21 protein-coding genes and 1 pseudogene are annotated in these 23,137 nt (G+C 74.6%); 13 read left to right on the forward strand and 9 right to left on the reverse strand.

Annotated elements, in window-relative coordinates; translation table 11 throughout:
* Positions 1-66: 66 nt before the first annotated feature.
* The 3 genes from OG286_RS32545 to OG286_RS32555 all read left to right on the forward strand — a co-directional run bounded on the left by OG286_RS32545 (position 67) and on the right by OG286_RS32555 (position 3,525).
* Positions 67-1,410 (forward strand): hemolysin family protein, encoded by a 1,344-nt coding sequence (locus tag OG286_RS32545; RefSeq protein ID WP_396323910.1) that lies wholly within the window; start codon positions 67-69, stop codon positions 1,408-1,410.
* Positions 1,407-2,453: a hemolysin family protein gene (locus OG286_RS32550; protein ID WP_396323911.1), complete on the forward strand. Its 1,047-nt coding sequence runs from the start codon at positions 1,407-1,409 to the stop codon at positions 2,451-2,453. Before OG286_RS32545 ends, OG286_RS32550 begins: the two co-directional genes overlap by 4 nt.
* A gap of 88 nt (positions 2,454-2,541) precedes the next feature.
* A complete protein-coding gene (locus tag OG286_RS32555; protein WP_396323912.1) occupies positions 2,542-3,525 on the forward strand; it encodes an NAD-dependent epimerase/dehydratase family protein in 984 nt (327 codons plus the stop codon).
* A gap of 28 nt (positions 3,526-3,553) precedes the next feature.
* Here OG286_RS32555 and OG286_RS32560 read toward each other — a convergent pair whose 3' ends face one another.
* The 3 genes from OG286_RS32560 to OG286_RS32570 form a co-directional block, all read right to left on the reverse strand.
* Complete coding sequence (locus OG286_RS32560) at positions 3,554-5,740, reverse strand: AAA family ATPase (protein WP_396323913.1); 2,187 nt, start codon at positions 5,738-5,740, stop codon at positions 3,554-3,556.
* Between the two features lie 329 nt (positions 5,741-6,069).
* Complete coding sequence (locus OG286_RS32565) at positions 6,070-6,804, reverse strand: response regulator (RefSeq protein ID WP_396323914.1); 735 nt, start codon at positions 6,802-6,804, stop codon at positions 6,070-6,072.
* Entirely contained in the window at positions 6,801-8,096 is a 1,296-nt protein-coding gene (locus tag OG286_RS32570) for a sensor histidine kinase (RefSeq protein WP_396323916.1), read from the reverse strand. Before OG286_RS32570 ends, OG286_RS32565 begins: the two co-directional genes overlap by 4 nt.
* 188 nt (positions 8,097-8,284) lie before the next feature.
* Between OG286_RS32570 and OG286_RS32575 the strand changes: the two are divergent.
* Positions 8,285-8,659: pseudogene (locus OG286_RS32575) on the forward strand (alpha/beta hydrolase); the annotation flags it as partial.
* A gap of 231 nt (positions 8,660-8,890) precedes the next feature.
* Here OG286_RS32575 and OG286_RS32580 read toward each other — a convergent pair.
* On the reverse strand, positions 8,891-9,532 hold the full coding sequence (locus OG286_RS32580) for a uridine kinase (RefSeq protein ID WP_396323918.1): 642 nt from the start codon (positions 9,530-9,532) through the stop codon (positions 8,891-8,893).
* A 209-nt stretch (positions 9,533-9,741) separates the two neighbouring features.
* Between OG286_RS32580 and OG286_RS32585 the strand changes: the two genes are divergently transcribed.
* Positions 9,742-10,905 carry an acyl-CoA dehydrogenase family protein gene (locus OG286_RS32585; protein ID WP_396323920.1) on the forward strand — a complete coding sequence of 388 codons (1,164 nt, stop codon included), beginning with the start codon at positions 9,742-9,744 and terminating at the stop codon, positions 10,903-10,905.
* A gap of 185 nt (positions 10,906-11,090) precedes the next feature.
* On the opposite strand, the gene OG286_RS32590 is transcribed toward OG286_RS32585, so the two are convergent.
* Complete coding sequence (locus tag OG286_RS32590) at positions 11,091-11,546, reverse strand: hypothetical protein (protein ID WP_396323922.1); 456 nt, start codon at positions 11,544-11,546, stop codon at positions 11,091-11,093.
* A 229-nt stretch (positions 11,547-11,775) separates the two neighbouring features.
* Here OG286_RS32590 and OG286_RS32595 point away from each other — a divergent pair, with 229 nt between their 5' ends.
* The 5 genes from OG286_RS32595 to fxsA all read left to right on the forward strand — a co-directional run bounded on the left by OG286_RS32595 (position 11,776) and on the right by fxsA (position 16,927).
* Positions 11,776-12,216, forward strand: a complete 441-nt coding sequence (locus OG286_RS32595; RefSeq protein ID WP_097238963.1) for an Lrp/AsnC family transcriptional regulator — start codon at positions 11,776-11,778, stop codon at positions 12,214-12,216.
* A gap of 30 nt (positions 12,217-12,246) precedes the next feature.
* Positions 12,247-13,920: an amidohydrolase gene (locus OG286_RS32600; protein WP_396323923.1), complete on the forward strand. Its 1,674-nt coding sequence runs from the start codon at positions 12,247-12,249 to the stop codon at positions 13,918-13,920.
* 44 nt (positions 13,921-13,964) lie between these two features.
* Positions 13,965-14,414 (forward strand): N-acetyltransferase, encoded by a 450-nt coding sequence (locus tag OG286_RS32605; protein ID WP_396323924.1) that lies wholly within the window; start codon positions 13,965-13,967, stop codon positions 14,412-14,414.
* 126 nt (positions 14,415-14,540) lie between these two features.
* Positions 14,541-16,157, forward strand: coding sequence for an apolipoprotein N-acyltransferase (gene lnt / locus OG286_RS32610; RefSeq protein ID WP_405359046.1), 1,617 nt, complete (start codon positions 14,541-14,543; stop codon positions 16,155-16,157).
* 200 nt (positions 16,158-16,357) lie between these two features.
* A complete protein-coding gene (fxsA, locus tag OG286_RS32615) occupies positions 16,358-16,927 on the forward strand; it encodes an FxsA family membrane protein (RefSeq protein ID WP_396323927.1) in 570 nt (189 codons plus the stop codon).
* A 190-nt stretch (positions 16,928-17,117) separates the two neighbouring features.
* On the opposite strand, the gene OG286_RS32620 is transcribed toward fxsA, so the two are convergent.
* The 3 genes from OG286_RS32620 to OG286_RS32630 form a co-directional block, all read right to left on the reverse strand.
* Positions 17,118-17,492, reverse strand: coding sequence for an RNA polymerase-binding protein RbpA (locus OG286_RS32620; protein ID WP_030396357.1), 375 nt, complete (start codon positions 17,490-17,492; stop codon positions 17,118-17,120).
* Between the two features lie 280 nt (positions 17,493-17,772).
* On the reverse strand, positions 17,773-19,392 hold the full coding sequence (locus tag OG286_RS32625) for a hypothetical protein (protein WP_405359043.1): 1,620 nt from the start codon (positions 19,390-19,392) through the stop codon (positions 17,773-17,775).
* A 187-nt stretch (positions 19,393-19,579) separates the two neighbouring features.
* Positions 19,580-19,774 (reverse strand): hypothetical protein, encoded by a 195-nt coding sequence (locus OG286_RS32630; protein ID WP_396323929.1) that lies wholly within the window; start codon positions 19,772-19,774, stop codon positions 19,580-19,582.
* 486 nt (positions 19,775-20,260) lie between these two features.
* On the opposite strand from OG286_RS32630, the gene OG286_RS32635 reads away from it, so the two are divergent.
* From OG286_RS32635 to OG286_RS32645, 3 genes are all read left to right on the forward strand, one after another.
* Positions 20,261-20,674, forward strand: a complete 414-nt coding sequence (locus OG286_RS32635) for an ankyrin repeat domain-containing protein (protein ID WP_396323930.1) — start codon at positions 20,261-20,263, stop codon at positions 20,672-20,674.
* A 75-nt stretch (positions 20,675-20,749) separates the two neighbouring features.
* The gene (locus OG286_RS32640; protein WP_396323966.1) at positions 20,750-21,238 is read left to right on the forward strand and encodes a GNAT family N-acetyltransferase; all 489 of its coding nucleotides are present in this window, start codon (positions 20,750-20,752) and stop codon (positions 21,236-21,238) included.
* Positions 21,239-21,305: 67 nt separating this feature from the next.
* Positions 21,306-22,406 carry a serine hydrolase domain-containing protein gene (locus OG286_RS32645; protein ID WP_396323931.1) on the forward strand — a complete coding sequence of 367 codons (1,101 nt, stop codon included), beginning with the start codon at positions 21,306-21,308 and terminating at the stop codon, positions 22,404-22,406.
* 49 nt (positions 22,407-22,455) lie between these two features.
* Here the strand turns inward: OG286_RS32645 and OG286_RS32650 are convergent, their stop codons facing one another.
* Positions 22,456-23,124, reverse strand: a complete 669-nt coding sequence (locus tag OG286_RS32650) for a vitamin K epoxide reductase family protein (RefSeq protein ID WP_396323932.1) — start codon at positions 23,122-23,124, stop codon at positions 22,456-22,458.
* Positions 23,125-23,137 lie beyond the last annotated feature (13 nt).

Genomic DNA, 23,137 nt, shown 5'->3' on the forward strand with positions numbered 1-23,137 from the left:
CATGGACGATCCGTCCGGTAGTACCCACGCCGCCCCACTTCCGACCACCGGAAGGCAGGCGGCACTGTGATCACCGCCTGGCTGCTGCTGTTCGCGGCACTTCTGCTCATCCTCGCCAACGGCCTCTTCGTGGCCGCCGAGTTCGCCTTCGTGACCGTCGAGCGCGGGGCCGTCGAGCGTGCCGCCGAGGCCGGCGACGCGCCGGCCGGCCGGGTCGCCAGGGCCCAGCGCCACCTCTCCTTCGAGCTCTCCGGCGCCCAGCTCGGCATCACCGTCACCTCGCTGGTGGTCGGCATGCTCGCCGAGCCGGCGCTCTCCGTGCTGCTGAAGCCCGTGTTCACCGGTATCGGCCTGTCCGACGGCGCCGCCCGCGCCGCCGCCGTCGTCGTCGGCATGATGATGGCCACCGTGGTGCAGATGGTGATCGGCGAGCTCGTCCCGAAGAACTGGGCGATCTCCCGGCCGCTCCAGGTGGCCCGCGCGGTGGCCGCCCCGCACATGGCCTTCTCCCGCGCCTGCCGCCCGCTGATCAGCTTCCTGAACGGCTCCGCGGACCGCACCGTCCGTGCCTTCGGGATCGAGCCGCAGGAGGAGCTGGGCCACGCCCGCACCCCGGCCGAGCTCGTCTCGCTGGCCCGGCACTCGGCCAAGGCCGGTGCGATAGACGAGGAGTCGGCCGCCCTGTTCGTGCGCACGCTCGGCCTGGGCGAGCTGACCGCCGAGTCGGTCATGACCCCGCGCGTGGACGTCGCCGCCCTCCAGCGCGACGCCAGCGCCGCCGACGTGCTCAACCTCACCCGGGCCACCGGCCTCTCCCGCTTCCCGGTCTACACGAACAGCCTGGACGAGGTCACCGGCACCGTCACGCTCAAGGACGCCCTCGCCGTCCCGTCCGCCCGCCGCGGCCTGGTGCGCGTCGGCGAGCTCGCCGTGCCGCCGCTGCTGGTGCCCGAGACGCTCCCGGCCGAGCGGCTGCTCGACCAGCTGCGCCGCCTCCAGCCGATGGCCATCGTGGTGGACGAGTACGGCGGCACCGCCGGCGTGGTCACCGTCGAGGACATCGTCGAGGAGATCGTCGGCGAGGTGCAGGACGAGCACGACCCGGCCGACACCCCCGAGCTGGTCCCGCTGCCACCGGTCGGCGGGCAGCCCGTCTGGGCCGCCGACGGCCGCGCCCGGATCGACCAGTTGGAGGCCATCGGCCTGCACGCCCCCGACGGCCCGTACGAGACCCTGGCCGGCCTGGTCTCCGACCTGCTCGGCCGCCTGCCCGTCCCGGGCGAGCAGGCCGAGCTGCCCGGCTGGCGGTTCACCGTCGAGGCCGTGGACCGCCACCGCACCAGCCGGGTGCGGGTCGAACGCACCGACGGCCAGCACCAGTTCGGCGACGACGAGGACGGGACCCGATGACCGCGCTCCAACTGGCCGTCGCCGTCCTGCTGCTGCTCGGCAACGCGTTCTTCGTCGGCGCCGAGTTCGCCGTCATCTCGGTCCGGCGCAGCCAGATCGAACCGCTCGCCGACGCCGGCAACAGGCGTGCCCGCACCGTGCTGCACGCGCTCTCCAACGTCTCCGCGATGCTCGCCGCCGCCCAGCTCGGCATCACCGTCTGCTCGCTGGGCCTCGGTGCCCTCGCCGAGCCGACCATCGCCCACCTGCTGGAGGGCCCGTTCCACGCGATCGGGATCCCGTCCGGCCTGATGCACCCGCTGTCGTACGGCATCTCGCTGGCCGTGGTGGTCTACCTCCACATGGTGATGGGCGAGATGGTGCCGAAGAACATGGCGCTGGCCGGCCCGGAGAAGGCCGCGCTCTGGCTCGGCCCGCCGCTGGACCGGCTCGCCCGCTGGCTCACGCCGGTGATCCGCTTCCTGAACGCCTTCGCCAACGGCGTGCTGAAGCTGTTCAAGGTCGAGGCCAAGGGCGAGGTGGAGTCGGTCTTCACCACCGAGCAGCTGATGTACCTGCTGCTCGACTCCCGGGACGCCGGTCTGCTCGACGAGGACCGCCAGGAACGCCTGGAGGACGCCCTGGAGATGGGCCGCCGCCCGGTCACCGACGTCCTGCTCAAGCCCGAGCAGCTGGTCACCGTGGACACCAAGGTGACCGCCGCGCAGGTCGAGGAGCTGGCGCTGCGCACCGGCTTCTCACGGTTCCCGGTCACCGACGGCGACCCGGCCGGGCAGGGCTACCTCGGCTACCTGCACCTCAAGGACATCCTGGACGTCGAGGACCAGTCGGCTCCCGTTCCGGCGCGCCTCTGGCGGCCGATCACGGTGCTGCGCGGCACGCTCCTGCTGGACGACGCGCTCGGCGCGATGCGCCGGGCCGCCTGCCACCTGGCCGCCGTGCTCGACCAGGACGGGCGCACGCTCGGTGTGGTCACGCTGGAGGACGTGGTGGAGGAGCTGGTCGGCGAGGTGCACGACCCGGACCACCGCTCCGCCGCCTGATCCGCCACCGGGCATTCCGCTGTGGGCGATTCCGCTCTGAGCGTTCGCCTGTTCCCATGCCGGCCACCCTCTGTGCAGGGTGGTCGGCATGAGGCTTCTACTGCTGGGTGGAACGGAATTCGTCGGTCGCGCCGTCACGGAGGAGGCGCTGGCCCGGGGATGGGAGGTGACGGTCTTCCACCGGGGGACGCACGAGCCCCCGGAGGGCGTACGCGCCCTGCACGGGGACCGCACGGCCGAGGGCGGCCTGGCCGCGCTGGCCGAGGGGGAGTGGGACGCCGTCGTGGACACCTGGTCCGGCGCCCCCGCGGCGGTGCGCGACAGCGCCCGCCTGCTGGCCGGCCGGATCGGCCGCTACGCGTACGTGTCCAGCCGGTCGGTGTACACGTACCCGACCCCGGCCGGGGCGGACGAGAGCGCGCCGCTGGTCGAGGGCTCGCCGGACGCCGGCGAGGTGCCGTACCCGCAGGCCAAGCGGGGCGCCGAGCTGGCTCTGCTGGACGCCCTCGGGGACCGGGCCCTGCTCGCCCGCGCCGGGCTGATCATCGGCCCGTACGAGAACATCGGCCGGCTGCCCTGGTGGCTGGGCCGGATCGCCCGCGGCGGCCCGGTGCTCGCCCCGGGCCCGCGCGAGCTCGCGATCCAGTACATCGACGCCCGCGACGTCGCGGTCTGGACCCTCGACGCCCTGGCGGCCGGTCTCGGCGGCGCGTACGACCTGGTCAGTCCGCAGGGGCACGCCACCATGGGCGGGCTGCTGGAGGCCTGCGTCCGGGCCACCGGCTCGGACGCCGAGCTGCGCTGGACCGAGCCCGGGGCGATCCTGGCGGCCGGCATCGAGCCGTGGAGCGACCTGCCGGTCTGGACGCCGCCGGGCGAGCTGCACGAGGCCATGCACGGCTCCGACGTGGCCAAGGCGGTGGCCGCCGGGCTGCGCTGCCGGCCGGTGGCGGAGACGGTCGCGGACACCTGGGCCTGGCTGCGGTCCATCGGCGGCACGGCCCCGCAGCGCCCGGACCGGCCGGTGGTCGGCCTGGACCCGGAGCGGGAGGCCAAGGTCCTGGCCGGCTGAGCGGCGACGGGGGCCGGGGGCGGCGGAGTCAGCCCCGGCCGTCGATCAGCTCGCCGTAGGCCTGTACGAGGTCCGGCAGCCGCAGCGTCGCCAGGTCCTCGCGGCCCGGCGGCTCGCGCAGCAGCGAGAGCCGGAGGTCCCGGTAGGCGCAGGACTTCTCGTACAGGGTGCGGATGAACCGGCCGTTGCCGAGGTCGTCGATCCAGCCCTCGCGCACCACATGGGCGCAGATGCTGGCCAGCTCCTCGGCGGCGTCCTCGTCCCAGCCGTCGCCGTCCCGGCCGGCGAGCGCCGCGCCGATCGCGGTCAGCTCGCCGGGGCGGTAGCTGGGGAAGTCGACCCGGGTGGTGAAGCGGGAGTTGAGGCCGGGGTTGGTGGCGAGCAGCCGGTTCATCCCCTCCGGGTAGCCGGCCAGGATCACCACCAGCCGGTCGCGGTTGTCCTCGGCCCGCTTCAGCAGCACCTGCAGTGCCTCGTCGCCGTACGCGTCGCCCTTGCTGTAGCCGGAGTTGGAGAGGCTGTACGCCTCGTCGATGAAGAGCACGCCGTCCAGCGCGGAGTCGATCAGCTCGTTCGCCTTGACCGCGGTCTGGCCGAGGAACTCGCCGACCAGGTCGGCTCTCTGGGCCTCGACCAGATGGTCGCCGGAGAGCAGGCCGAGGGCGTGGAAGACCCGGCCGAGGATGCGCGCCACGGTGGTCTTGCCGGTGCCGGAGGGGCCGGAGAAGACGAAGTGCCGCTTGGGCGGCTGGACCGGCAGGCCCTGCGCGGCCCGCAGCCGGGACATCCGCAGCTGCGCGGAGAGCGCCCGGACCTGCCGCTTGACCGGCTCCAAGCCGACCATCCGGGCGAGTTCTGCCAGGGCCTCGTCCAGCTCCCGCTCACCGCCCTCCCGTTCCTCGGGGGCAAAGGTGCTCGCGACCCGGGGGAGGGACTCGCCCCGGCCCGGCACCTGCCCGGCGGCGGGAGCCGGGGCGGCGGGCGGGACGGCCGAGCCGGACCGCTCGCCGGCGGCCAGTGGCGGGGCCCCCGCCTCGGCGGGCCCGGCCGCCTCCTCGCCGGACGCCGGGTTCCCGGCCGGGAACGCCCCACCCGGGAACGCCCCACCCGGGATCACCTCGGCCGGGATCACCTCGGCCGGGAACTCCCCTGCCGGGAACGCAGTACCCGGGAAGTCCCCGGCCGGGAGCTCCTCGGCCGGGAAGGCGTCCCCGGGGAACGCCGAGGCCTCGAACGTCCCCGGGCCGAACCCGGGAGTCCCGTACCCCGCGACGTCCGCCCCCGCCCTCTCCGGGCCCGCCGCCTCCGCCTCCGCAGCGTCCGACAGCGCCGCGTCCGACTCGGCCGCGTCGAACGCCTCTTCACCGGACATGGCGCCCCCGGGCTCGCGGCCGCCGCCCCCGCCGACGGCGTCCAGCAGCCCGTCGACCAGTCCGTCCTCGGCCGAGATCGCCGCCAGCCGTGCCGCGGTGTCCATGAACGCCGGATCGGCCCGGTGCACCGCCCGGTAGAGCGGCAGCGCGGCGGCGCTGCGCCCGGCCCCCTCGTACGCCCGGGCCAGCCAGTACCGCAGCTCCTTGCGCTGCGGCTGTTCGGAGCGGCAGCGGGCGAGCGAGGCCGCCAGGGGTGCCTGGGCCTGCGCGCACATGTCCAGCCGGACCCGTGCCATCCCGGCGAAGAGCCCGGCCTCGATGCCGAGCAGCGGGTCGTCCAGCAACCGGTCGGTGTCCCGGATCAGCTGTTCCCAGTCCTTGAACAGGTAGGAGCGGCAGGCGTGCAGGAACCGCGCGGACGGGTCCTCGCTCGGGGCCGGGCACTGCTCCAACGCCTGGTCCAGCTCGGCGAGATGGCGGCCGTCCAGCCAGTGCGAGGCGTGCGCGAGCGCCAGGTCACGGGCGTCCTCAAGGACCGGCTGGACCCACCAGCCCAGCCAGTACCAGGAGCTGAGCGGGCGGCGGTGGAGTCTGCGCTGCTCGCCGAAGCGTTTCTGGTGGCGGTACATCGCCAGCAGCGCCCCGGAGGTGTCGCTGCGCAGGGCGTGCAGGCCGAGCCAGGCGTCGGCCATCCCCGGGTCCAGCCGGACGGCCGCGCGGAACTCCTCCTCCGCACGGGCGTAGGCGCCCGCCGTGTAGGCGTCCATGGCGCGCAGCCAGGCCCGGTCGGCGAGCCGGTTCGGAGCCGGGCCGCCCGCGTTGTTGCTGTCGGAACTGTCCACCGTCGTCACTCACGCCCCCCGCGGTGTGCCTCGGGGCTCGGCCGGCGCGTCGCGTGCGGAGAGCCGGCCGGTGGTCGAAGCCCCCGGGGCGCCAATGCGCCTGCCAGGAATCGTACCGGCGCGGCGCTGATCCGGAAGGGTGCCGCGCGCAGTCAAATGCGATCGGGGGCGCGGTTGTTGGGCGTTCGCACGGGTCGGACGGGTTCGAACCGGAGTCCGAGCCGGCAGGCGGGCGTGCGCCCTGGCCGGAAACCCGCACGGCCTCGCACCGGGCGCAGGTCCGGGCGCGTCAGGCGACGAGGCCCGACCCACGTCCGGGTCCGGCCGCGTCAGCCGGTGAATCCCGGCACCACCAGGCCGGACTCGTACGCGATCACCACCGCGTGGGTCCGGTTCTGCGCGCCGAGCTTGGTCAGCACGTTCCCGACGTGGGTCTTGACCGTCTCCAGGCTCACCGTGAGCGAGTCCGCGATCTCCGGGTTGGACAGGCCGGTGGCCATCAGCCGGAGCACCTCCTCCTCCCGCCCCGTCAACGCCGCCTTCGGCAACGCCTCGGCGGAGCCCAGCGGGCGGGCGGCGACCATCCGGCGCAGGGCGGCCGGGAAGAGGATCGCCTCCCCCGTCGCCACCACCCGCACCGCCTCAGCGATCTGCCGGACCGGGAGCCGCTTGAGCACGAACCCGCCGGCCCCCGCGCTGAGCGCGGCGGTGACGTAGTCGTCGTTCTCGAAGGTGGTGATCACCACCACCTTCGGCGGCTCGGCCGACTCGGCAAGCAGCTGCCGCGTGGCCTCGATCCCGTTGCGGCGCGGCATCCGCACATCCATCAGGACGACGTCCGGCCGCAGCCGTTGTGCCTGTTCGACGGCCTCGACGCCGTCGGCGGCCTCGCCGACCACCGTGATCCCCGGCTGCGCGGCGAGCAGCGTGCGCAGACCGCTGCGGGTCACCTCGTCGTCGTCCGCGATCAGGAGGGTGACAGGGGTGACGGGGGTGACGGTCGGGGTGGTCGGGGCGAGGCCCGGACCGGCCGTGACGGATGCGCTCGTCTCAGAGCCGATCATGCCGACAAGCGTACCGGCAGCCGGACAGCCAGCCGCCAGCGCTGCGGTCCGTCCGGGCCGGCGTCGAGCTCGCCGTGCAACAGCCGCACGCGCTCGGCCAGTCCGGGCAGGCCGTGCCCGGACGTGGGGAAGGCGCCCGGGCCCTTGCCGGTCGCTGCCCCCGCCCCGGTCCGGTTGACCACACTGAGCTCCAGCGCGTCCGACGCGGCCACCACCCGGACCTCGATCGGACCGCCCGCCCCGTGCCGCAACGCGTTGGTCAGCCCCTCCTGGAGGATCCGGTACGCCGCCCGGGAGAGCGTCCCCTGCACCTGCGCCAGCTCGCCCGACAGCTCCGGCTCCACCACCGCGCCCGCGTGGCCCAACCGCTCCAGCAACTCGGGCAGGTCCGCCAAGGTCCGGGTCGGCGCCGTCCCCGCCTTCTCCTCGCGCAGCACGCCCAGCACGTAGTCCAGATCCTCCAGCGCGGCCCGGGTCGACTCCTCGATGCTGCGCATCGCGGCCCGTGCCGCCACCGGATCGGCGGAGAGCACCTCGCCCGCCACCGCCGCCTGGATCGTGGCCGCCGTCAGCGTGTGCCCGATCGAGTCGTGCAACTCGTGGGCCAGCCGGTTGCGTTCGGCCAGCCGCAGCTCCCGCTCGGAGGCCAGCGCGAGCCGCTCGGCCGACGACGGGCCCAGCAGCCTCGGCGCCGACCACCGCAGGGCGCTCGTCACCCCCACGCACCCGGCCGCCGCCACCAGCACGCAGCCGACCGCCGCCACCCAGCTCATCCAGCCGTCCGCCACCTGCACCGACCGGCCGAACAGACTCAGCCCCGCCTCGGCGCCGGTCCAGCCCCCCGGGAGGGTCAGGCCCGCGGCGAGCAGCACGCCGCTCACGAGCGCCCCCGTCCACCCCACCGCCACGTGCAGCAGCAGCCAGACCGGAGTCCGCCAGCGATCGGTGCCGGACGGCACGGCGGCGGTCGGCCCGGTGGGAGCCGGCCCGGTGCCGGGCGGGCCCGCGGGCCGACGGCCGGCCACGGGATCCGGCAACGGCACCCGCAGTAGACGACGGGCGCACACGACCAGCACCCGCCGCGTGGTGCGGGCCAGCCCGACCGCACCGATCAGTGCCGCCCAGGCCAGCAGGACCAGGACAACCTGCACTCCGTAGGGCGCGGTTCGCCACGCCAGCACCGGCAGCATGGCCAGAGGCAGCAGCGGAAGGCTCGCCAACGCGCCGCCATAGGCGAACAACACACCCGAATACGTGGAGCCGCGCAGCAGCGGCCGGATTCCCGTGATCATGATCGGCAGTATGACCTCCCTGCTCACCGGCGGCCTCCCCCGATCGGGGGAGCGATTTCTCCCGCCTTCCCGCGATGCGCACCCGACACCCCGCAGACCAGGATCGTGTCCTGACCGGTTGACGGGAGAACGACCGATGAGCGGAGAAGGGACCGGGCCGCTCCCTCCCGGCATCGGGCGCGCCAACGCCGCGCGACCCCGAGCAGTACCGCCGCGACGCGGTCCGCGACCGGGCCCGGTACCCGCTGTACGGCGACTTCGCGTCCGCCGTCAAGCCGTGCGCCTTCTGGCAGGAGGGCAGCGAGCCCGGGACGACGGTGGACAACACGGCCGGCGCACTTGTCCTGCAGAACGAGTGGGATCCCCAGACGCCCCTGGCGGCCGGCCAGGGCATGCACCGGGCCCTGCGCGGCTCCCGGATGGTCACCGTCGCCGGAGGCGAGGGGCACGGCGTCTACGGCATCACCAGCGACTCCTGTGCGACCGGGAGCACCACGGCCTACTTGACCACGGGCAGGCTCCCGGCCGGGGACCTGACCTGCCGAGCGTCGCAGGCGTCCTGACCCTGCCCCGTGCTCCACGCAATCGGGCGGAGGAGGGCGCGGCCGGGGGCGTCGACCGGCTGGTCCCGGTCGATTCCACGACCGTGCGGGGCCCACCGGCCGCCGCCGGCGCTGAAAGGGGGACGGCACCCCCGGCTCACGGGGGAACAAGCCGGGGATGCCGCGTCCGAATGTTGCCCGCTCAACGAGTCCGGCAACTGAGGAGAACCTACGTTCTGGTGATACCGCAGGTCAAGGGCTTGTTGAAGGTTCACCGACGGTGCCCGGCGAGATCCGCCCGGTCACTCCGTCGACCGTCGTCCCGGCGTGCGGGCGGCTCGGGTCGGCGGCGAAATGAGCCGATTCGGCCCGCGCCCAGCCCTCCCAGAACTCCGCCAGTGCCGGGCCGTCCCGCTCCTCGCCGCGCCGCCGGGCGTCCTCGGCCGCCAGCTCCATCCAGACCAGCCTGGCGAGCCACGGCCGCACCGCCCGGCGCCCGGCGCCCACCCCCTCCACCAGCACCACGGGCGCGAGCGGCACCGCCGCCGTCGAGGCGAACCGGCGCAGGGTCCAGTCGTAGACCTCGTACGCGGCGTCCCGCCCGGCCGCCAGCGGCTCCAGCACCTGGGCGCGCAGCCGTCCGGTCCAGCCGAAGGGCTCGGCGTGGGTGGCCAGGTCGTCCAGGTGGACCACCGGGGCGCCCCCGAGCGCCGCGGCCAGCCGGCCCGCGAAGGTGGTCTTGCCGGAGCCCGCGTGCCCGTCCACCGCGACCAGCCGCACCGGCCCGCAGGACGGAGCCAGCGCGCGCAGCTCGGCGGCCAGCGCGCTCAGGTCCGCGGCGGGCGCACCGGGCCGGATGCCGGGAGGGGTGCGGGAGGTTTCGGAAGCAGCCACATCGGCCACCCTACGGCGGTCCGTACGCCGGTACGGACAGTGCTGCACCGCAGCTCGTGACGGCAGCGCCGGGATCGGGCATACTCACTTCGCCACGCATGTGAACGGCCGTTCACCGCAATCCGGTGCCGGTCGGGCCGACCTGCCACACCCGCGTCGGGCCCGCCACACCAGGGCCCGCCGCCCGAACGAGGAGGCGACCAGCCGCCATGACCCCCTCCCCTGCGAAAGCCGTGGACCGCCAGCTGCCGACCGAGGAGGCCCGGGAGCTGCTGAGCCTCACCCGGGACCTGGTCCAGCGCGAGATCCAGCCGCACGCGGCGGAGGACGAGGCCGCCGGCCGCTTCCCGCGCGAGGTCTTCCGCACCCTCGGCGAGGCGGGCCTGCTCTCCCTCCCGTACGAGGAGAAGTACGGCGGCGGCGACCAGCCCTACGAGGTGTACCTCCAGGTCCTGGAGGAGCTGGCGGCCGGCTGGCTGGCCGTCGGCCTCGGCGTCAGCGTGCACACCCTCTCCTGCCACGCCCTGGCCACCTTCGGCACCGACGAGCAGCGCGCCGCCTGGCTGCCCGGCATGCTCTCCGGCGAGCAGCTCGGCGCCTACTGCCTCTCCGAGCCGCAGTCCGGCTCCGACGCCGCCGCGCTGCGCACCCGCGCCGACCTGGACGGCGAGGAGTACGTCGTCAGCGGCACCAAGGCGTGGATCACCCACGGTGGGCAGGCCGACTTCTATAGCGCCCTGGTGCGCACCGGCGAGCCGGGCCCGCGCGGCATCAGCTGCCTGCTGGTGCCCGGTTCGACGGCCGGCCTCTCGGCGGCCCCGCCGGAGCACAAGATGGGCATGCGCTCCTCGCCGACGGCCCAGCTGCACTTCGACGGCGCCCGGGTGGCCCGTGAGCGGCTGATCGGCGCCGAGGGCCAGGGCTTCCAGATCGCCCTCGCCGCCCTGGACTCCGGCCGTCTCGGCATCGCCGCCTGTGCCATAGGCGTGGCCCAGGCCGCGCTCGACCTCGCCGTCGACTACGCGCGCACCCGCCGCCAGTTCGGCCGGCCGATCGCGGACTTCCAGGGCCTGTCCTTCATGCTCGCCGACATGGCCACCCAGATCGAGGCCGGGCGCGCGCTCTACCTGTCCGCCGCGCGCCTGCGCGACGCGGGCCGGCCGTTCTCCAAGGAGGCGGCGATGGCGAAGCTGTTCTGCACCGACACGGTGATGCGGGTGACCACCGACGCCGTCCAGGTGCTCGGCGGCTACGGCTACACCCAGGACTTCCCGGCCGAGCGCTACATGCGCGAGGCCAAGGTGCTGCAGATCGTGGAGGGCACCAATCAGATCCAGCGGCTGGTCATCGGCCGCCACCTGACCCAGGGCTGACGGCCCTGCGGGCTGCCCCCGGGCAGCCCCCCCGAAACGGCCTCCGGGCGTCACTCCAGGGTGCGGAGTGACGCCCGGAGGCATGTCCCGTCGCGGCCGTCGACCGGCAGGCGGCCGGCCCGCCGGCGGGGCGGGCCGACTCGGGGGCGGCTCAGCGGGTCGGGGGCTCGGGGTCCGGTGCGCCTTCAGCGCCGGGCGAGCCGGGTGCGCTGCCGCGGGATCACCGGAGCGACGGCCGGCACCTGTACCGGGCGGTGCGCCACCGCGTGCGAGAACGGCTGGGTGCGCCAGTCGAGTTCGGCCGGCAGTGCCAGCAGCGCCTCCAGGTCGTCGGTCTCGGCGTCCTCGGCCGAGTCCACCTCGGCCAGGTCGTCCGTCGGCGCGCCCGAACCGGGGCAGAGCGCGGGGGAGAAGGGGTGCCACGCGGTCGGCAGCACCGCGTGCTGCGGCAGCCGCTCCTCGTCGCCCACGAGGGCGATCGGGCGGCGGCACTCGGGGCAGTGCACGCGGAAGATCTCCCAGGTGTCGGCCTCGCCCGGGTCCACCCCCGGCGCGGGGCCGTTGGGGACCGCGAGAGCGTCGCGGCCGGTCATATCGTGGGTGTCGTCGGCGCTCGGCGAACGCAGGTCGGTTGCACGCATGGTGATCCCCCTCGGATCGGGCCCGGCGTTGTCGCCCGGGGCCACAACCAGCACTTCCCTGTGACGCGGGCTCATAACCCTGCACCCCGGTGCACCGTGATGCACCGGGTGTGTCCTTCGCCACATTCGCCCGGCATGTGCCCGCCCGGCACCCGGCACCACCACCCGTGCCATCGCGCGCTCCGGCCGTGGCGCGGCCTGCGCCCCCGAAGGGGTAGGTTTGCGCCTTGTGGAGGATCTCGACCAACGCATCGTTCAGCTGCTCCTCGAGGACGGCCGGATGAGCTACACGGACCTGGGCAAGGCCACCGGCCTGTCCACCTCGGCGGTGCACCAGCGGGTGCGGCGCCTGGAGCAGCGCGGGGTGATCCGGGGCTACACCGCGATCGTCGACCCGGACTCCGTCGACCTGGCGCTGACGGCGTTCATCTCGGTCAAACCCTTCGACCCGAGCGCCCCGGACGACACCCCCGAGCGGCTCGCCGGGCTGCCCGAGATCGAGGCCTGCCACAGCGTCGCCGGGGACGAGAACTACATCCTCAAGGTCCGTGTCGGCGCCCCCGGTGACCTCGAGGACCTGCTGGCCCGGATCCGCAGCGCGGCCGGTGTCTCCACCCGCACCACCGTCGTCCTCTCCACCCCGTACGAGGCGCGGCCCCCGAAGCTCTGAGCACGTCCGGAGAGGTGCAGACTAAGGGCCATGACCGAACGCACCCTCCCTCCTTGCCCGCCCTCGGGCAGGAGGGGCCCACGGACCGTCCTGCTGCGCGGCGGCGCCGTCTACAGCCCCGCCGACCCCTTCGCCACCGCGATGCTCGTCGAGGGGGAGCACGTCGCCTGGGTCGGCAGCGACGGCGCAGCCGAGGCATACGCCGACACCGTGGACGAGATCGTCGAACTGGACGGTGCGCTGGTCACCCCCGCCTTCGTGGACGCGCACGTGCACGCCACCCCCGCCGGTCTGGCGCTCACCGGCCTCGACCTCACCGGGAGCCCCTCGCTCGCCGCCGCCCTGGCCGCCGTCACCGCTTCCGCCGAGTCCTCCGCCGCGGCCGGGGGCGAGGCGGGCGGTGTGCTCATCGGGCACGGCTGGGACGAGACCGGCTGGCCGGAGGGCCGCCCGCCGACCCTCGCCGAGCTGGACGCCGCCGCCGGGGGCGCCGCCGTCTACCTCTCCCGCACCGATGTGCACTCCGCGCTCGCCACCACCGCGCTGCGAGCCCTCACCCCCGGCCTCGCCGAGCAGCCCGGCCACGACGCCGACGGCCCGCTCACCCGCGACGCCCACCATGCCGTCCGGCAGACCGCGTTGGCCCACCTCACTGCCGAGCAGCGCCGCCGCGCCCAGCGCGCCGCCCTGGCCCGGGCCGCCGAACTCGGCATCGGCTCGCTGCACGAGTGCGCCGGTCCGGAGATCTCCTCCGAGGAAGACCTCACCGCGCTGCTGGCCCTGGCCGCCGAGGGTGACGGCCCCGAAGTCTTCGGCTACTGGGGCGAGTTGGGCGGCGCCGGCCGCAGCGGTGTCGAGACGGCGGCCAGGCTCGGCGCGGTGGGCGCCGGCGGCGACCTCTTCGTCGACGGCGCGATCGGCTCGCACACGGCCTGCCTGCACACGGCCTACGCCGACGCCGACCACACCGGCGTCTCCTACCTGAGCGCCGCGCAGGTCGCCGACCACGTCGTCGCCTGCACCGAGGCGGGCCTCCAGGCCGGCTTCCACGCCATCGGCGACGCCGCGGTGACCGCCGTCCTGGACGGCGTCCGGGCGGCCGGGGAGCGGGTCGGCGCCGACCGGGTCCGGGCGCTGCGCCACCGGGTCGAGCACGCCGAGGCGCTGGACGAGAAGTCGATCGCCGCCTTCGCCGAGCTGGGCCTCACCGCCTCCGTCCAGCCCGCCTTCGACGCCACCTGGGGCGGCCCGGACGGCATGTACGTCCAGCGACTGGGGGCCGAGCGGGCCGCCGCCCTCAACCCCTTCGCCGCGCTGCTGCGGGCCGGCGTCCCGCTCGCCTTCGGCTCGGACGCCCCGGTCACCCCGCTCGACCCCTGGGGCACCGTCCGGGCGGCCGCCTTCCACCGGACCCCGGAGCACCGGATCTCGGTGCGGGCGGCCTTCACCGCGCACACCCGCGGCGGCTGGCGGGCCCTCGGGCGCGACCAGGACGGCGTCCTCGTCCCGGGTGCGGTCGCCAGCTACGCGGTCTGGGCCGCCGACGAGCTGGTCGTCCAGGCACCCGACTCCCGGGTGGCCGGCTGGTCCACCGACCCGCGCTCCGGCACCCCCGGCCTGCCCGACCTCACCCCCGGCCGCCCCCTCCCCACCTGTCTGCGCACCGTCGTCCGCGGCCGCACGGTGTACCTCGCCGCCGGGTGAAAACCGGATGATGCGGGGGCGCCGTCGGCCCTAGGTTGATCGACATGACCGATCTCGTGCCCGCCGACTTCACCGTCCCCCGCACGCTCACCGCCGAGGGGTTCCGTCTGGAGCCCCTCGGCGAGCAGCACAACGCCTCCGACCTCGCCGCCTGGACGTCGAGCATCGACCACATCCACGCCACCCCCGGCTGGACGGGCAGCTGGCCGCCCGCCGAGGGCATGACGCCGGAGCAGAACCTCGCCGACCTGCGCCGGCACGCCGCCGACTTCGAGAAGCGCTTCGGCTTCACCTACACCGTCCTGGAGACCCCCGGGGACGCCGTCATCGGCTGCGTCTACATCTACCCGGACCGCGAGGAGCCGTCCGTCACCAAGGTCAGCTCCTGGGTCCGCGCCGACCGCGCCCACCTGGACGCCGTGCTCCACCGGACGGTCTCCGCCTGGCTCGCCGAGGCCTGGCCGCTGCGCGAGGTCCGCTGCTTCCCGCGCTGAGCCGGGCCCGGTGCACCTGACCTCACGGTGAGGTGACTTTCCGGGGTACCTTCTTCGGACAGCGTCCGAACAGCCGTCCCCGTACCTCCGCGAGGCGGCACCGAGAGAGATGGTGCGCCGGTGGCCATGCCCGTCACCCAGGAGCGGTCCGGGACCGCGCCCGAGACACCCGACGAGGCTCCCGTGCCCGGGCGGCGGGCACGGGTGCTCGCCAAGGTCCGGGCCGGGCTGCCGCGCACCGGGCTGGCCGTGCTCGCCGGACTGCTGCTGGCCCTCGCCTTCCCGCCGTTCGACCTCTGGCCGCTCTCGCTGGTCGGTGTCGCCGCGTTCTCGCTGCTCACCCGGGGCCGCACCGTAAGGCAGGCCGCCTGGACGGGCTTCGCCTTCGGCCTGCCGTTCTTCCTGCTGCTGCTGAGCTGGCTGCGGGTGGTCGGCTGGGACGCCACCGTCGGCCTCTCCGTCATCGAGGCGCTCTTCCTGGCCCTGCTCGGCGCCGGCCTGGCGCTCACCTCCCGGCTGCCCGGCTGGCCACTCTGGGCGGCCTGCCTCTGGGTCACCCAGGAGTGGGCCCGTGACCGGCTGCCGCTCGGCGGGTTCCCCTGGGGCCGGCTGGCCTTCGCCAACACCGCCACCCCGTTCACCCCGCTCGCCGCGCTCGGCGGCGCCCCGCTGGTGACCTTCGCCGTCGCCCTGGCGGGCGCCCTCCTCGGCTGGGCGGCGCTGCGGCTGCGCGGCCCCCGCCGGGCCCCGAAGGCCGCCGCGCTGGCCGCGCTCGGCGCGGTCGCCACCCTGCTGGCCGGCTACCTGGTGCCGGTGCCCACCGCCGCGGCCGACACCGTCAAGGTCGCCCTGATCCAGGGCAACGTGCCCAACCCCGGTATGGACTTCCTCGGCCGCCCGATGATGGTCCTCAACAACCACGCCTCGGCCACCGAGAAGCTCGCCGCCGACATCAAGGCCGGCACGGTCGAGAAGCCGGACATCGTGATCTGGCCGGAGAACTCCTCCGACCTCGACCCGTTCAGCGACCCGCTCGCCTACCAGCGCATCGACGCGGCCGTGCGGGCGGTCGGCGTGCCCACCCTGGTCGGCACCCTGGTGGACGGCCCGGACGAGCAGCACGTCCAGAACGAGGGCATCGTCTGGGACCCGAAGACCGGCCCCGGCGCCTCCTACACCAAGCAGCACCCGGTGCCGTTCGGCGAGTACGTGCCGTTCCGCGACCAGCTGATGAAGGTGATCACCCGGCTCCAGCGGGTCGCCCGCGACTTCTACCCCGGCGACCACAACGGCGTCATGCAGCTCGGCCCGGCGAAGATCGGCGACGTCATCTGCTTCGAGGTGGCGTACGACGAGATCGTCCGCGACACCGTGGACAAGGGCGCCCGGGTGCTGGTCGTCCAGACCAACAACGCCACCTACGCGAAGACCGGCCAGCCCGAGCAGCAGCTCGCGATGTCCCGGCTGCGCGCCGTGGAGCACGGCCGGGCCGTGCTGATCGCCGCCACCAGCGGCATCAGCGCCGTCATCGCCCCCGACGGCACGGTGCAGCAGCAGACCGAGGAGCTGACCGCCGCCGAGCTCTCCGCCGTCGTCCCGTTGCGTGACGGCACCACGGTGGCCGACCGCGTGGGCGCCGTGCCGGAGTGGACGCTGGCCGTCGGCGGCCTGCTGGCCTGCGGCGCGGCGCTGCTGGCCGGCCGCCGACGGGTGACTCGCCCGCTCGCCTCCGGGTCCTCCTGATCCGGCGCCGACGGTCGGCGGGCGCAGCGCCCGCCGACCGTCGGCGGCTCGGCCCTTCTCCCTTTCGGCCCCGGCGGGCCCTTCGGCCCGGGGCGGGGCCGGAACACCCGCCGCCGGCGAATCGTTGGACCGGGTGGTGCCGTAGCCGGCCCGGATCTCCCGTGCGGCGCGCAGAGCACCGCTTGGAGTGGATTCGTACCGTGACCCAGCAAGATGCCCCCGCCCGCCCGGCTCCGCGCGGAAAGCTCAGGCGGATCGTGCCGCTGCTGATCACCGCCTGGCTGGTGCTGGAGATCTGGCTGCTGGTCCAGGTGGGCTCGTGGCTGGGCGGCCTGACCGTGGTGCTGCTGCTCGTCGCCGGAGTGCTGATCGGAGGCTCGCTGATCAAGCGGGCCGGGCGGAAGGCGTTCTCGGCGGCGATCGACCAGAGCAGGGACCCGAAGTCGCAGCAGCCGCAGACCGGCACCAGCCTGACCGTGCTGGCCGGCCTGCTGCTGATCGTGCCGGGCTTCCTCTCGGACGTCCTGGCGCTCACGCTGCTGTTCCCGCCCACCCGCGCCCTCTGGCGGGCCGCCGGGCGCCGCTTCGCCGACAAGGCGCTGCGCAGCACCTCCGCGGTGGGCGCGGACCCGCTCGCGGACGCGATGCGGCTGCAGGAGCAGCTGCGGATCCACCGCCCGGACGGCAAGGTGATCCAGGGTGAGGTGGTCGATCCCGGCGCCGGTCCGCAGGGCCCCGACACCACCTACCGCCCGCCGATCAAGGGCTGACCCCCTCCGGGGCCGGCCGTCGGCTCCTGGGCCGTCCGTCGACCGGCGGCCGGCCCACGAGAGCGGACCCGCGACGGACCGCCGCCGGTCGACGGACGGCACCCGGACAACGCGAAAGCCGGACAACGCGAAAGGGACCCTGAAGCCAGGGTCCCTTTTCGCGTGCTCCCGCCGAGTGGCGGGGGCCGGGTCAGGCGCTCTTACGGGTGTCCCGCGGGTGTACCGCGAGGTTCATCCCTCCGGAGCGGAGCACGGCCAGCCGCTCGGCCAGCACCTCCTCCAGCTCCTCGCGCGTCCGGCGCTCCATCAGCATGTCCCAATGGGTGCGCGTGGGCTTGGTCTTCTTCTCCTCCGGCTCGTCACCGTCGAGAAGTACGGCTTCCTGGCCGCAGAAGCGGCATTCCCAGGCGGACGGGATCTCCGCCTCGACCGAGAAAGGAACCTCGAATCGGTGTCCGTTCTGACATGCGTACTCGACGGTCTGGCGGGGAGCCAGATCGATACCACGGTCGGTCTCGTAGCTAGTGGCCCCGAGTCGCGTGCCGCGGAGAGCTCGCTCGCTCATGAATCGTGCCTCCCGGGCTTATGGCCCACAGGACTAGTGGTCGCTGTTCTTCGTCGTTCGGTCAACGCTCGGCTTCCGACGAAGATTCCCGTCCCGGGACATGCGTCGTCTGTCGTGCCGCCCCTGTTTGTACCCACCGGCGCCCGATTTGTCACATCTGGCCGGTGATATCACCCCAGGTGTCACCTATTTCACATCTGGTGATCGGTCGGCCTTTCCGGGACGAGCGTACCGGGACGACCTGCCGGGCGGGGCGCCGCCCCCGCGTACGGCCGCCCGATCAGGCGAGCGGACGGAAGCGGAGGGGGGTGTGCTCCTTGCCCAGATCGACGCCCGGCCGGCCCCCGGCGTCGGCCGGCGGCATCGGGGGCGGGCCGGAGGGGCGGGGCGGTACGTCCACCGGGGCGGCCGCCTCCGTCCGGGTGTCCCGGTGCGGCAGCAGGGCGATCACCGCCTCGCGGAGCTGGGCGGGCGCCTCCTCGTCCAGCGGGTCGACGGTGGCCGGCACCTGGAGCCGGACGGGCGCGCTGTTGCCGATCCGGGCGTAGCCGCGCCCGGCGGGGGCGTGCGCGGCGGGCACGATGTCCAACGGCGCGCCGAGCGCGGCGAAGCCCTCCTCGGGCCCGGCCGGGCCGAGCAGTACCCGGGCCCGGGTGGTGGCCCGGACGGTCGGAGTGATCCGGTGGCGCGCCTCCACGTCGTCGGCGATCACCACCGTGACCCGGGCGGCCCGGCCGTGCCGCAGTGGCAGCTCCAGCAGGTCCTGCGGGTCCGGGCGGCCCTCGGCGTGGGCCAGCTCGCTCAGCTCGGTCGGGTGGTCGAGCAGCAGCCAGAGCGGCCGGGTGACATCCTCCGGCGGCGCCGACCCGGCGTGCCGGGAGGCGTTCAGCGCGGCCAGCCGGCGCTCGGTCTCCTGGGTGGCCCACTCCAGCGCGGCCAGCGCGCCGTGCAGGCTGGTCTCCACCGTGTGCACGCCGGGCCGGTTGACCAGGCAGGCGTGCTCGCCGGTGCCGGCGCCGTCGATCACCACGAGGTCGCCGAAGGGGAGCGCCTGGAGTGCGATCGAGCGGATCAGGCTGGACGTACCGTAGCCGGCCACGCCGAGCGCCAGCAGGTGCGGCTCCGCGGAGCGCGGGCCGGTGCGCCAGACCACGGGCGGCTGCTGGGTGATGGCCCCGCCCTGGCCGACGGGGATGGTGCGGGCGCTGCCGTCCTCGTCGGTGAAGCCCAGCACGATCTCGCCGGGCGCGGCGACGAAGCGCTGCGCCGCGATGTCGGTGGACAGCGGGGGCAGCGCGGTGATCCGCAGCTTGTTGGACTCCTCGTCCCAGTCGAAGCGGTACTCCCGGGCCCGGCCCGCCTTGCCCTGGACGACCTGCTCGATCCGGGCCCGGGCGGCAGGCTCGGTGTCGGTGAAGTACGCCGGATAGTCCAGCTCCAGCCGGGAGAGCCGGCCCTCGCCGTCGAACTCCCAGGCGCGGAAGGCGTCCTTGTGGCCGCGCTCGTGGTGGTAGAGCGGGTTGAGGTCCTCCGGTGCGGCCAGGTACGGGGTGAGCGCCGCGTAGAGGGCGGAGAGCTTGGTGTCGGCGACGTCCGGCTCGGGCGGGGCGGACGGTGCCTTGGGGGCCCGGCCCGCCCAGGCGGCGCTGGCCATCAGGGCCACCAGGGCGAAGAGCAGTCCGTGCGGCAGCAGGTAGATGCCGAGCAGCATCGCGGCGACGAGGAAGACCGTCGGCCCGCGCCGTTCCTTCGGGGTGGCCAGCCAGCGGCCCTTGGCCCAGCCGACGTGGTGGCGCAGGCCGCGCCCGATGACGGTGAGCGGCGCGAACATGTCGGAGGCGTGGTCGCCGGCCGTGCGGGCCATGACGCGGCCCTTGCTGAGGTGGCGGTTGAGCGGCATTCCTTGGCTCCCCGGGCGAGTGGGACGGTCGGGTTGAGGAGGTTCGGTCCGGCGGGCGGTACGCCGGGGCCCGGGGCGGTGGGATCCGCGCCCGGGCCCGGGGCCGGCCGTCGGACGGCGTGCCGGTGGCTGGGGGGCGTCCGACGATTCCCGCCGCGCTGAGGCGACGTGAATCGTCGGACGAGCCCTAGAACTTGAGGCCGCCGAGCAGGCTCGCCAGGCTCGCGCCGCCCGCGGTGATGCTGGGGGCGATCGAGGATCCGGCGATGTAGAAGCCGAGGAGGGCGCAGACGATCGCGTGGGAGGGCTTTAGTCCGTCCCTGCGGAAGAAGAGAAAGGCGATGGTGCCGAACAGGACGATGCCGGAAATCGAGAGGATCACGGTCTGCTCCTCGGGGAGGGGGACGGGGGACAGTGTCACGGAATGTGCCCTAATCGTGACAAAAAGTAATAGATGATGGAACGGCGCAAATGGGTGGTTCTCCCGGGCAATACCGGGCGGGTGCCGGGCGGAGGTATGCGAACCGCCCTCGGTGGGGCCGTCCGCCGCTTCCTCCCGGCGCGGCGAGGCATTCCCGGTGTGCGGGCGGGAAGCGTCCGGGGGTAGCGGGAAGTTCGCCCGAACGGCTGCGCAACCTTCCCGCCCGTGTGTCGTGCCGGGAATGCCGCACCGGCCGGTGATCCGGAATCCGGACACAGGCTGGATCACGCCCCGTCCGGCCGTTACGGTGCGACAGGCGCGACCACCCCCGCAGGACCAGACCTGCGACCTGCACGACCACCCCCGCAGGACCAGACCCGCAGGACGCCCGCCCGCAGGACACCCCGCGGGCGGGGCGCCCCGCCCACACAGCCAGAGAGGCCCGCCATGACCGACGCCGCCAGCCAGCCCGCCGACGCTCCTGACGCCGAGGTGATCGCGCTCGCCGGGAAGCTCTTCGACGCCGCCCGGGCCGGGGACTCCGCCACCCTCGCCGCGTACGTCGACGCCGGCGCGCCCGCCGACCTCACCAACGACCGCGGCGACACCCTGCTGATGCTCGCCGCCTACCACGGGCACGCGGCCACCGTGGCCGCCCTGCTGGAGCGCGGCGCCGACCCGAACCGGGCCAACGACCGCGGGCAGACCCCGCTGGCCGGCGCCGTCTTCAAGGGCGCCGAGGACGTGCTCGCCGTGCTGCTGGACGGCGGCGCCGACCCCGGGGCCGGCACCCCGTCCGCCGTCGACACCGCCCGGATGTTCGGCAAGGACGAGCTGGTCGCCCGGTTCGAGGGCCGCTGACCGCAGGTCGTAGGCTTTTCAACCATGGAGAGCATCACGGAGACGGCCGTCCTGCAGGACAGCAAGGGCGACAGCATCGAGATCCGCGTCACCGGCTACGGCCACCCGGACGCCCAGCGCCTCTCGGCCGAGGTGCAGGAGGAGTACGTCCGCCGCTACGGCGACGGAGACCTCACCGTGCTGCACCCGGACGACTTCGAGCCGCCGGCCGGGCTCTTCCTGATCGCCTACCTCGCCGGTGAGCCGGTCGCCTGCGGCGGCTGGCGCGCCAAGACGGCCGACCCGCACGGCGTGCGGGACGGCGACGCCGAACTGAAGCGGATGTTCGTCGTCCCGGCCGCGCGCGGCCGGGGCCTCGCCCGGGTGGTGCTGGGCCGCCTGGAGCGGACCGCCGCCGAGGCCGGGCGGACCAGGATCGTCCTGGAGACGGGCACCGAGCAGCCCGAGGCGGTCGCGCTCTACACCTCCGAGGGGTACGAGCCGATCCGGAAGTTCGGGATCTACCGTGACCACCCGCAGAGCATCTGCCTCGGCAAGGAGTTCGGCGGCGCGCCCGCCGTCTGACCGGGCGCCCGCTGGGTAGGCTCCCGGCGGACCGGCCGGCGGGCGGCCGCGGGGGCGGGAGCAGGGCATGGACGATCCGACGCGGGCGAGCACACCTTCCGTCCCGCTGCCGGCCCCGGCCCCGCTCCCCGTTCTGGCCGCCCCCGGCGGGGAGTTGGAGCGGCTGGTCGCGGACGGGCTGCGCGCGGTCGGCTCCGGCGCGGTCTGGGCCGTCGGCGACGCCGCAGGCCGGCGTGGCGGCGGCAGCACCGGCGCCCTCGGCCAAGGCCCGTACGGGCGCCTGGCGATGGGGCCCGACACCGTCTTCGACCTGGCCAGCATCACCAAGATCGTCGCACTCTGGCCCTGTGCCGGGGCCCTCTGGCAGGCCGGCCGGCTCCCGCTCGACCGGCCACTCGGCGACTACTGGCCGGCCGCCGCCGGCCGCCCGACGGGTGTCGTGACGGCCCGCCAACTGCTCACCCATACTGCGGGGATGCCGCTGCGCACCCGGTTCGCCGAGCTCTACGGGCGCGACCGGGCGGCGATCCTGGCCGGCGTGCTCTCCGCCCCGCTGCACCGCCCGCCCGGCACCGCCGTCGAGTACACCGACCGGGCCGCCGTCCTCCTCGGCCACCTCGTCGAGTCACTGGCCGGCACCCCGCTCGACGCCCTCGCCGAGCGGCAGGTCTGGCGGCCGCTCGGCATGACCGACACCCGGTACGGCCCGCTCGGCCCCGCCGAGACCGCCCGCACCGCGCCCACCGAGCACGAGGAGGTGGCCGGCGCCGTGCTGCGCGGCGTCGTCCATGACCCGTCGGCCCGGCTGCTCGGCGGTGTCTCCGGCAACGCCGGCGTCTTCTCCACCGCCCGTGACCTCGAACGGTTCCTCACCGCGCTGCTCGACCCGCCGGGCGCACTGCCCTGGGGCGGCGCCTGGATCGCCGAATCGCTGCGCGAACGGACCGGCGGGCTGGCCCCCGCCCGCGGCCTCTCCTGGCTCTGCGCCGCCGGCACCGACCCGGCCGAGGGCACCTTCGTCCACTACGGATTCACCGGCACCGGGATCTGGGTCTCCCGCCGGCTCGGCCGCTGGGCGCTGCTGCTCACCAACAAGGTCCACTACGACCGCGAGTTCCAGCCGCTCACCGACCTGCGCAACGCCTTCCGCCGCGCCGTCTTCGGCTGAGCCGCCCGCCGCCGGGCCCGGCGGTGCCCGGCGGCGGGGTGACCAACGGTCAGATCAGGGTGGACCAGTAGTACCAGAACCGGTTGAGGATCAGCAGCGCGATCACCGCCGTCCACAGCACCGGCACCGCCCAGTGGTAGCGGGCGGCCTCGCGCACGACCACCTGGAGCCGCGGCCCGACCGGGATCACGCCGGTCCGCAGGTTGTGCAGCGTCGTGTACCAGAACAGCGCCACCACCGTCACCCAGACCACCACGCAGTACGGGCAGAGCGCGCCGATCTCGTACAGCGTCTGGTCGATCAGCCAGTGCACGAAGACGATGCCGAGCACGGTGCCCGCCTGCACGCCCAGCCAGAACCAACGCCGGTACGCGGCGCCGGCCAGCAGCCCGGCGCCGACCGCCGCCAGCGCGCCGAACGCGGCCAGGCCGATCAGCGGGTTCGGGAAACCGAAGACCCCGGCCTGCTCGGTGCGCATCACCGAACCGCAGCTGATCACCGGATTGAGGTTGCAACTGGGGATGTACGACGGGTCTTCCAGGATGCGGAGCTTGTCGAAGGTCAGGACGGCCGAGGCGGCCAGCCCGATCAGCGCACCGAGGAGGACGAACAGGGAGTACACCCGGCCCGCGCCGACCGCGGCGCCGCCCGGCGGGGCGGCTTCGGTGGCGGCGGGGCGGGAGGGGTTCACGGGGTTCACGGCGGTCGGGGCGGTCATGGCAGAGCACTCC

Source organism: Kitasatospora sp. NBC_00039 (genome assembly GCF_045160625.1).
GTDB lineage: Bacteria > Actinomycetota > Actinomycetes > Streptomycetales > Streptomycetaceae > Kitasatospora.

What these genes read in the sequence shown, in the direction of transcription:
- OG286_RS32550 (WP_396323911.1), top strand. Translation starts at nt 1,407, where the DNA reads ATGACCGCGCTCCAACTGGCCGTCGCCGTCCTGCTGCTGCTCGGCAAC.
- OG286_RS32555 (WP_396323912.1), top strand. Translation starts at nt 2,542, where the DNA reads ATGAGGCTTCTACTGCTGGGTGGAACGGAATTCGTCGGTCGCGCCGTC.
- OG286_RS32565 (WP_396323914.1), bottom strand. Translation starts at nt 6,804, where the DNA reads ATGATCGGCTCTGAGACGAGCGCATCCGTCACGGCCGGTCCGGGCCTC.
- OG286_RS32570 (WP_396323916.1), bottom strand. Translation starts at nt 8,096, where the DNA reads ATGATCACGGGAATCCGGCCGCTGCTGCGCGGCTCCACGTATTCGGGT.
- OG286_RS32585 (WP_396323920.1), top strand. Translation starts at nt 9,742, where the DNA reads ATGACCCCCTCCCCTGCGAAAGCCGTGGACCGCCAGCTGCCGACCGAG.
- OG286_RS32590 (WP_396323922.1), bottom strand. Translation starts at nt 11,546, where the DNA reads ATGCGTGCAACCGACCTGCGTTCGCCGAGCGCCGACGACACCCACGAT.
- OG286_RS32600 (WP_396323923.1), top strand. Translation starts at nt 12,247, where the DNA reads ATGACCGAACGCACCCTCCCTCCTTGCCCGCCCTCGGGCAGGAGGGGC.
- OG286_RS32605 (WP_396323924.1), top strand. Translation starts at nt 13,965, where the DNA reads ATGACCGATCTCGTGCCCGCCGACTTCACCGTCCCCCGCACGCTCACC.
- lnt (WP_405359046.1), top strand. Translation starts at nt 14,541, where the DNA reads ATGCCCGTCACCCAGGAGCGGTCCGGGACCGCGCCCGAGACACCCGAC.
- OG286_RS32620 (WP_030396357.1), bottom strand. Translation starts at nt 17,492, where the DNA reads ATGAGCGAGCGAGCTCTCCGCGGCACGCGACTCGGGGCCACTAGCTAC.
- OG286_RS32625 (WP_405359043.1), bottom strand. Translation starts at nt 19,392, where the DNA reads ATGCCGCTCAACCGCCACCTCAGCAAGGGCCGCGTCATGGCCCGCACG.
- OG286_RS32635 (WP_396323930.1), top strand. Translation starts at nt 20,261, where the DNA reads ATGACCGACGCCGCCAGCCAGCCCGCCGACGCTCCTGACGCCGAGGTG.
- OG286_RS32645 (WP_396323931.1), top strand. Translation starts at nt 21,306, where the DNA reads ATGGACGATCCGACGCGGGCGAGCACACCTTCCGTCCCGCTGCCGGCC.
- OG286_RS32650 (WP_396323932.1), bottom strand. Translation starts at nt 23,124, where the DNA reads ATGACCGCCCCGACCGCCGTGAACCCCGTGAACCCCTCCCGCCCCGCC.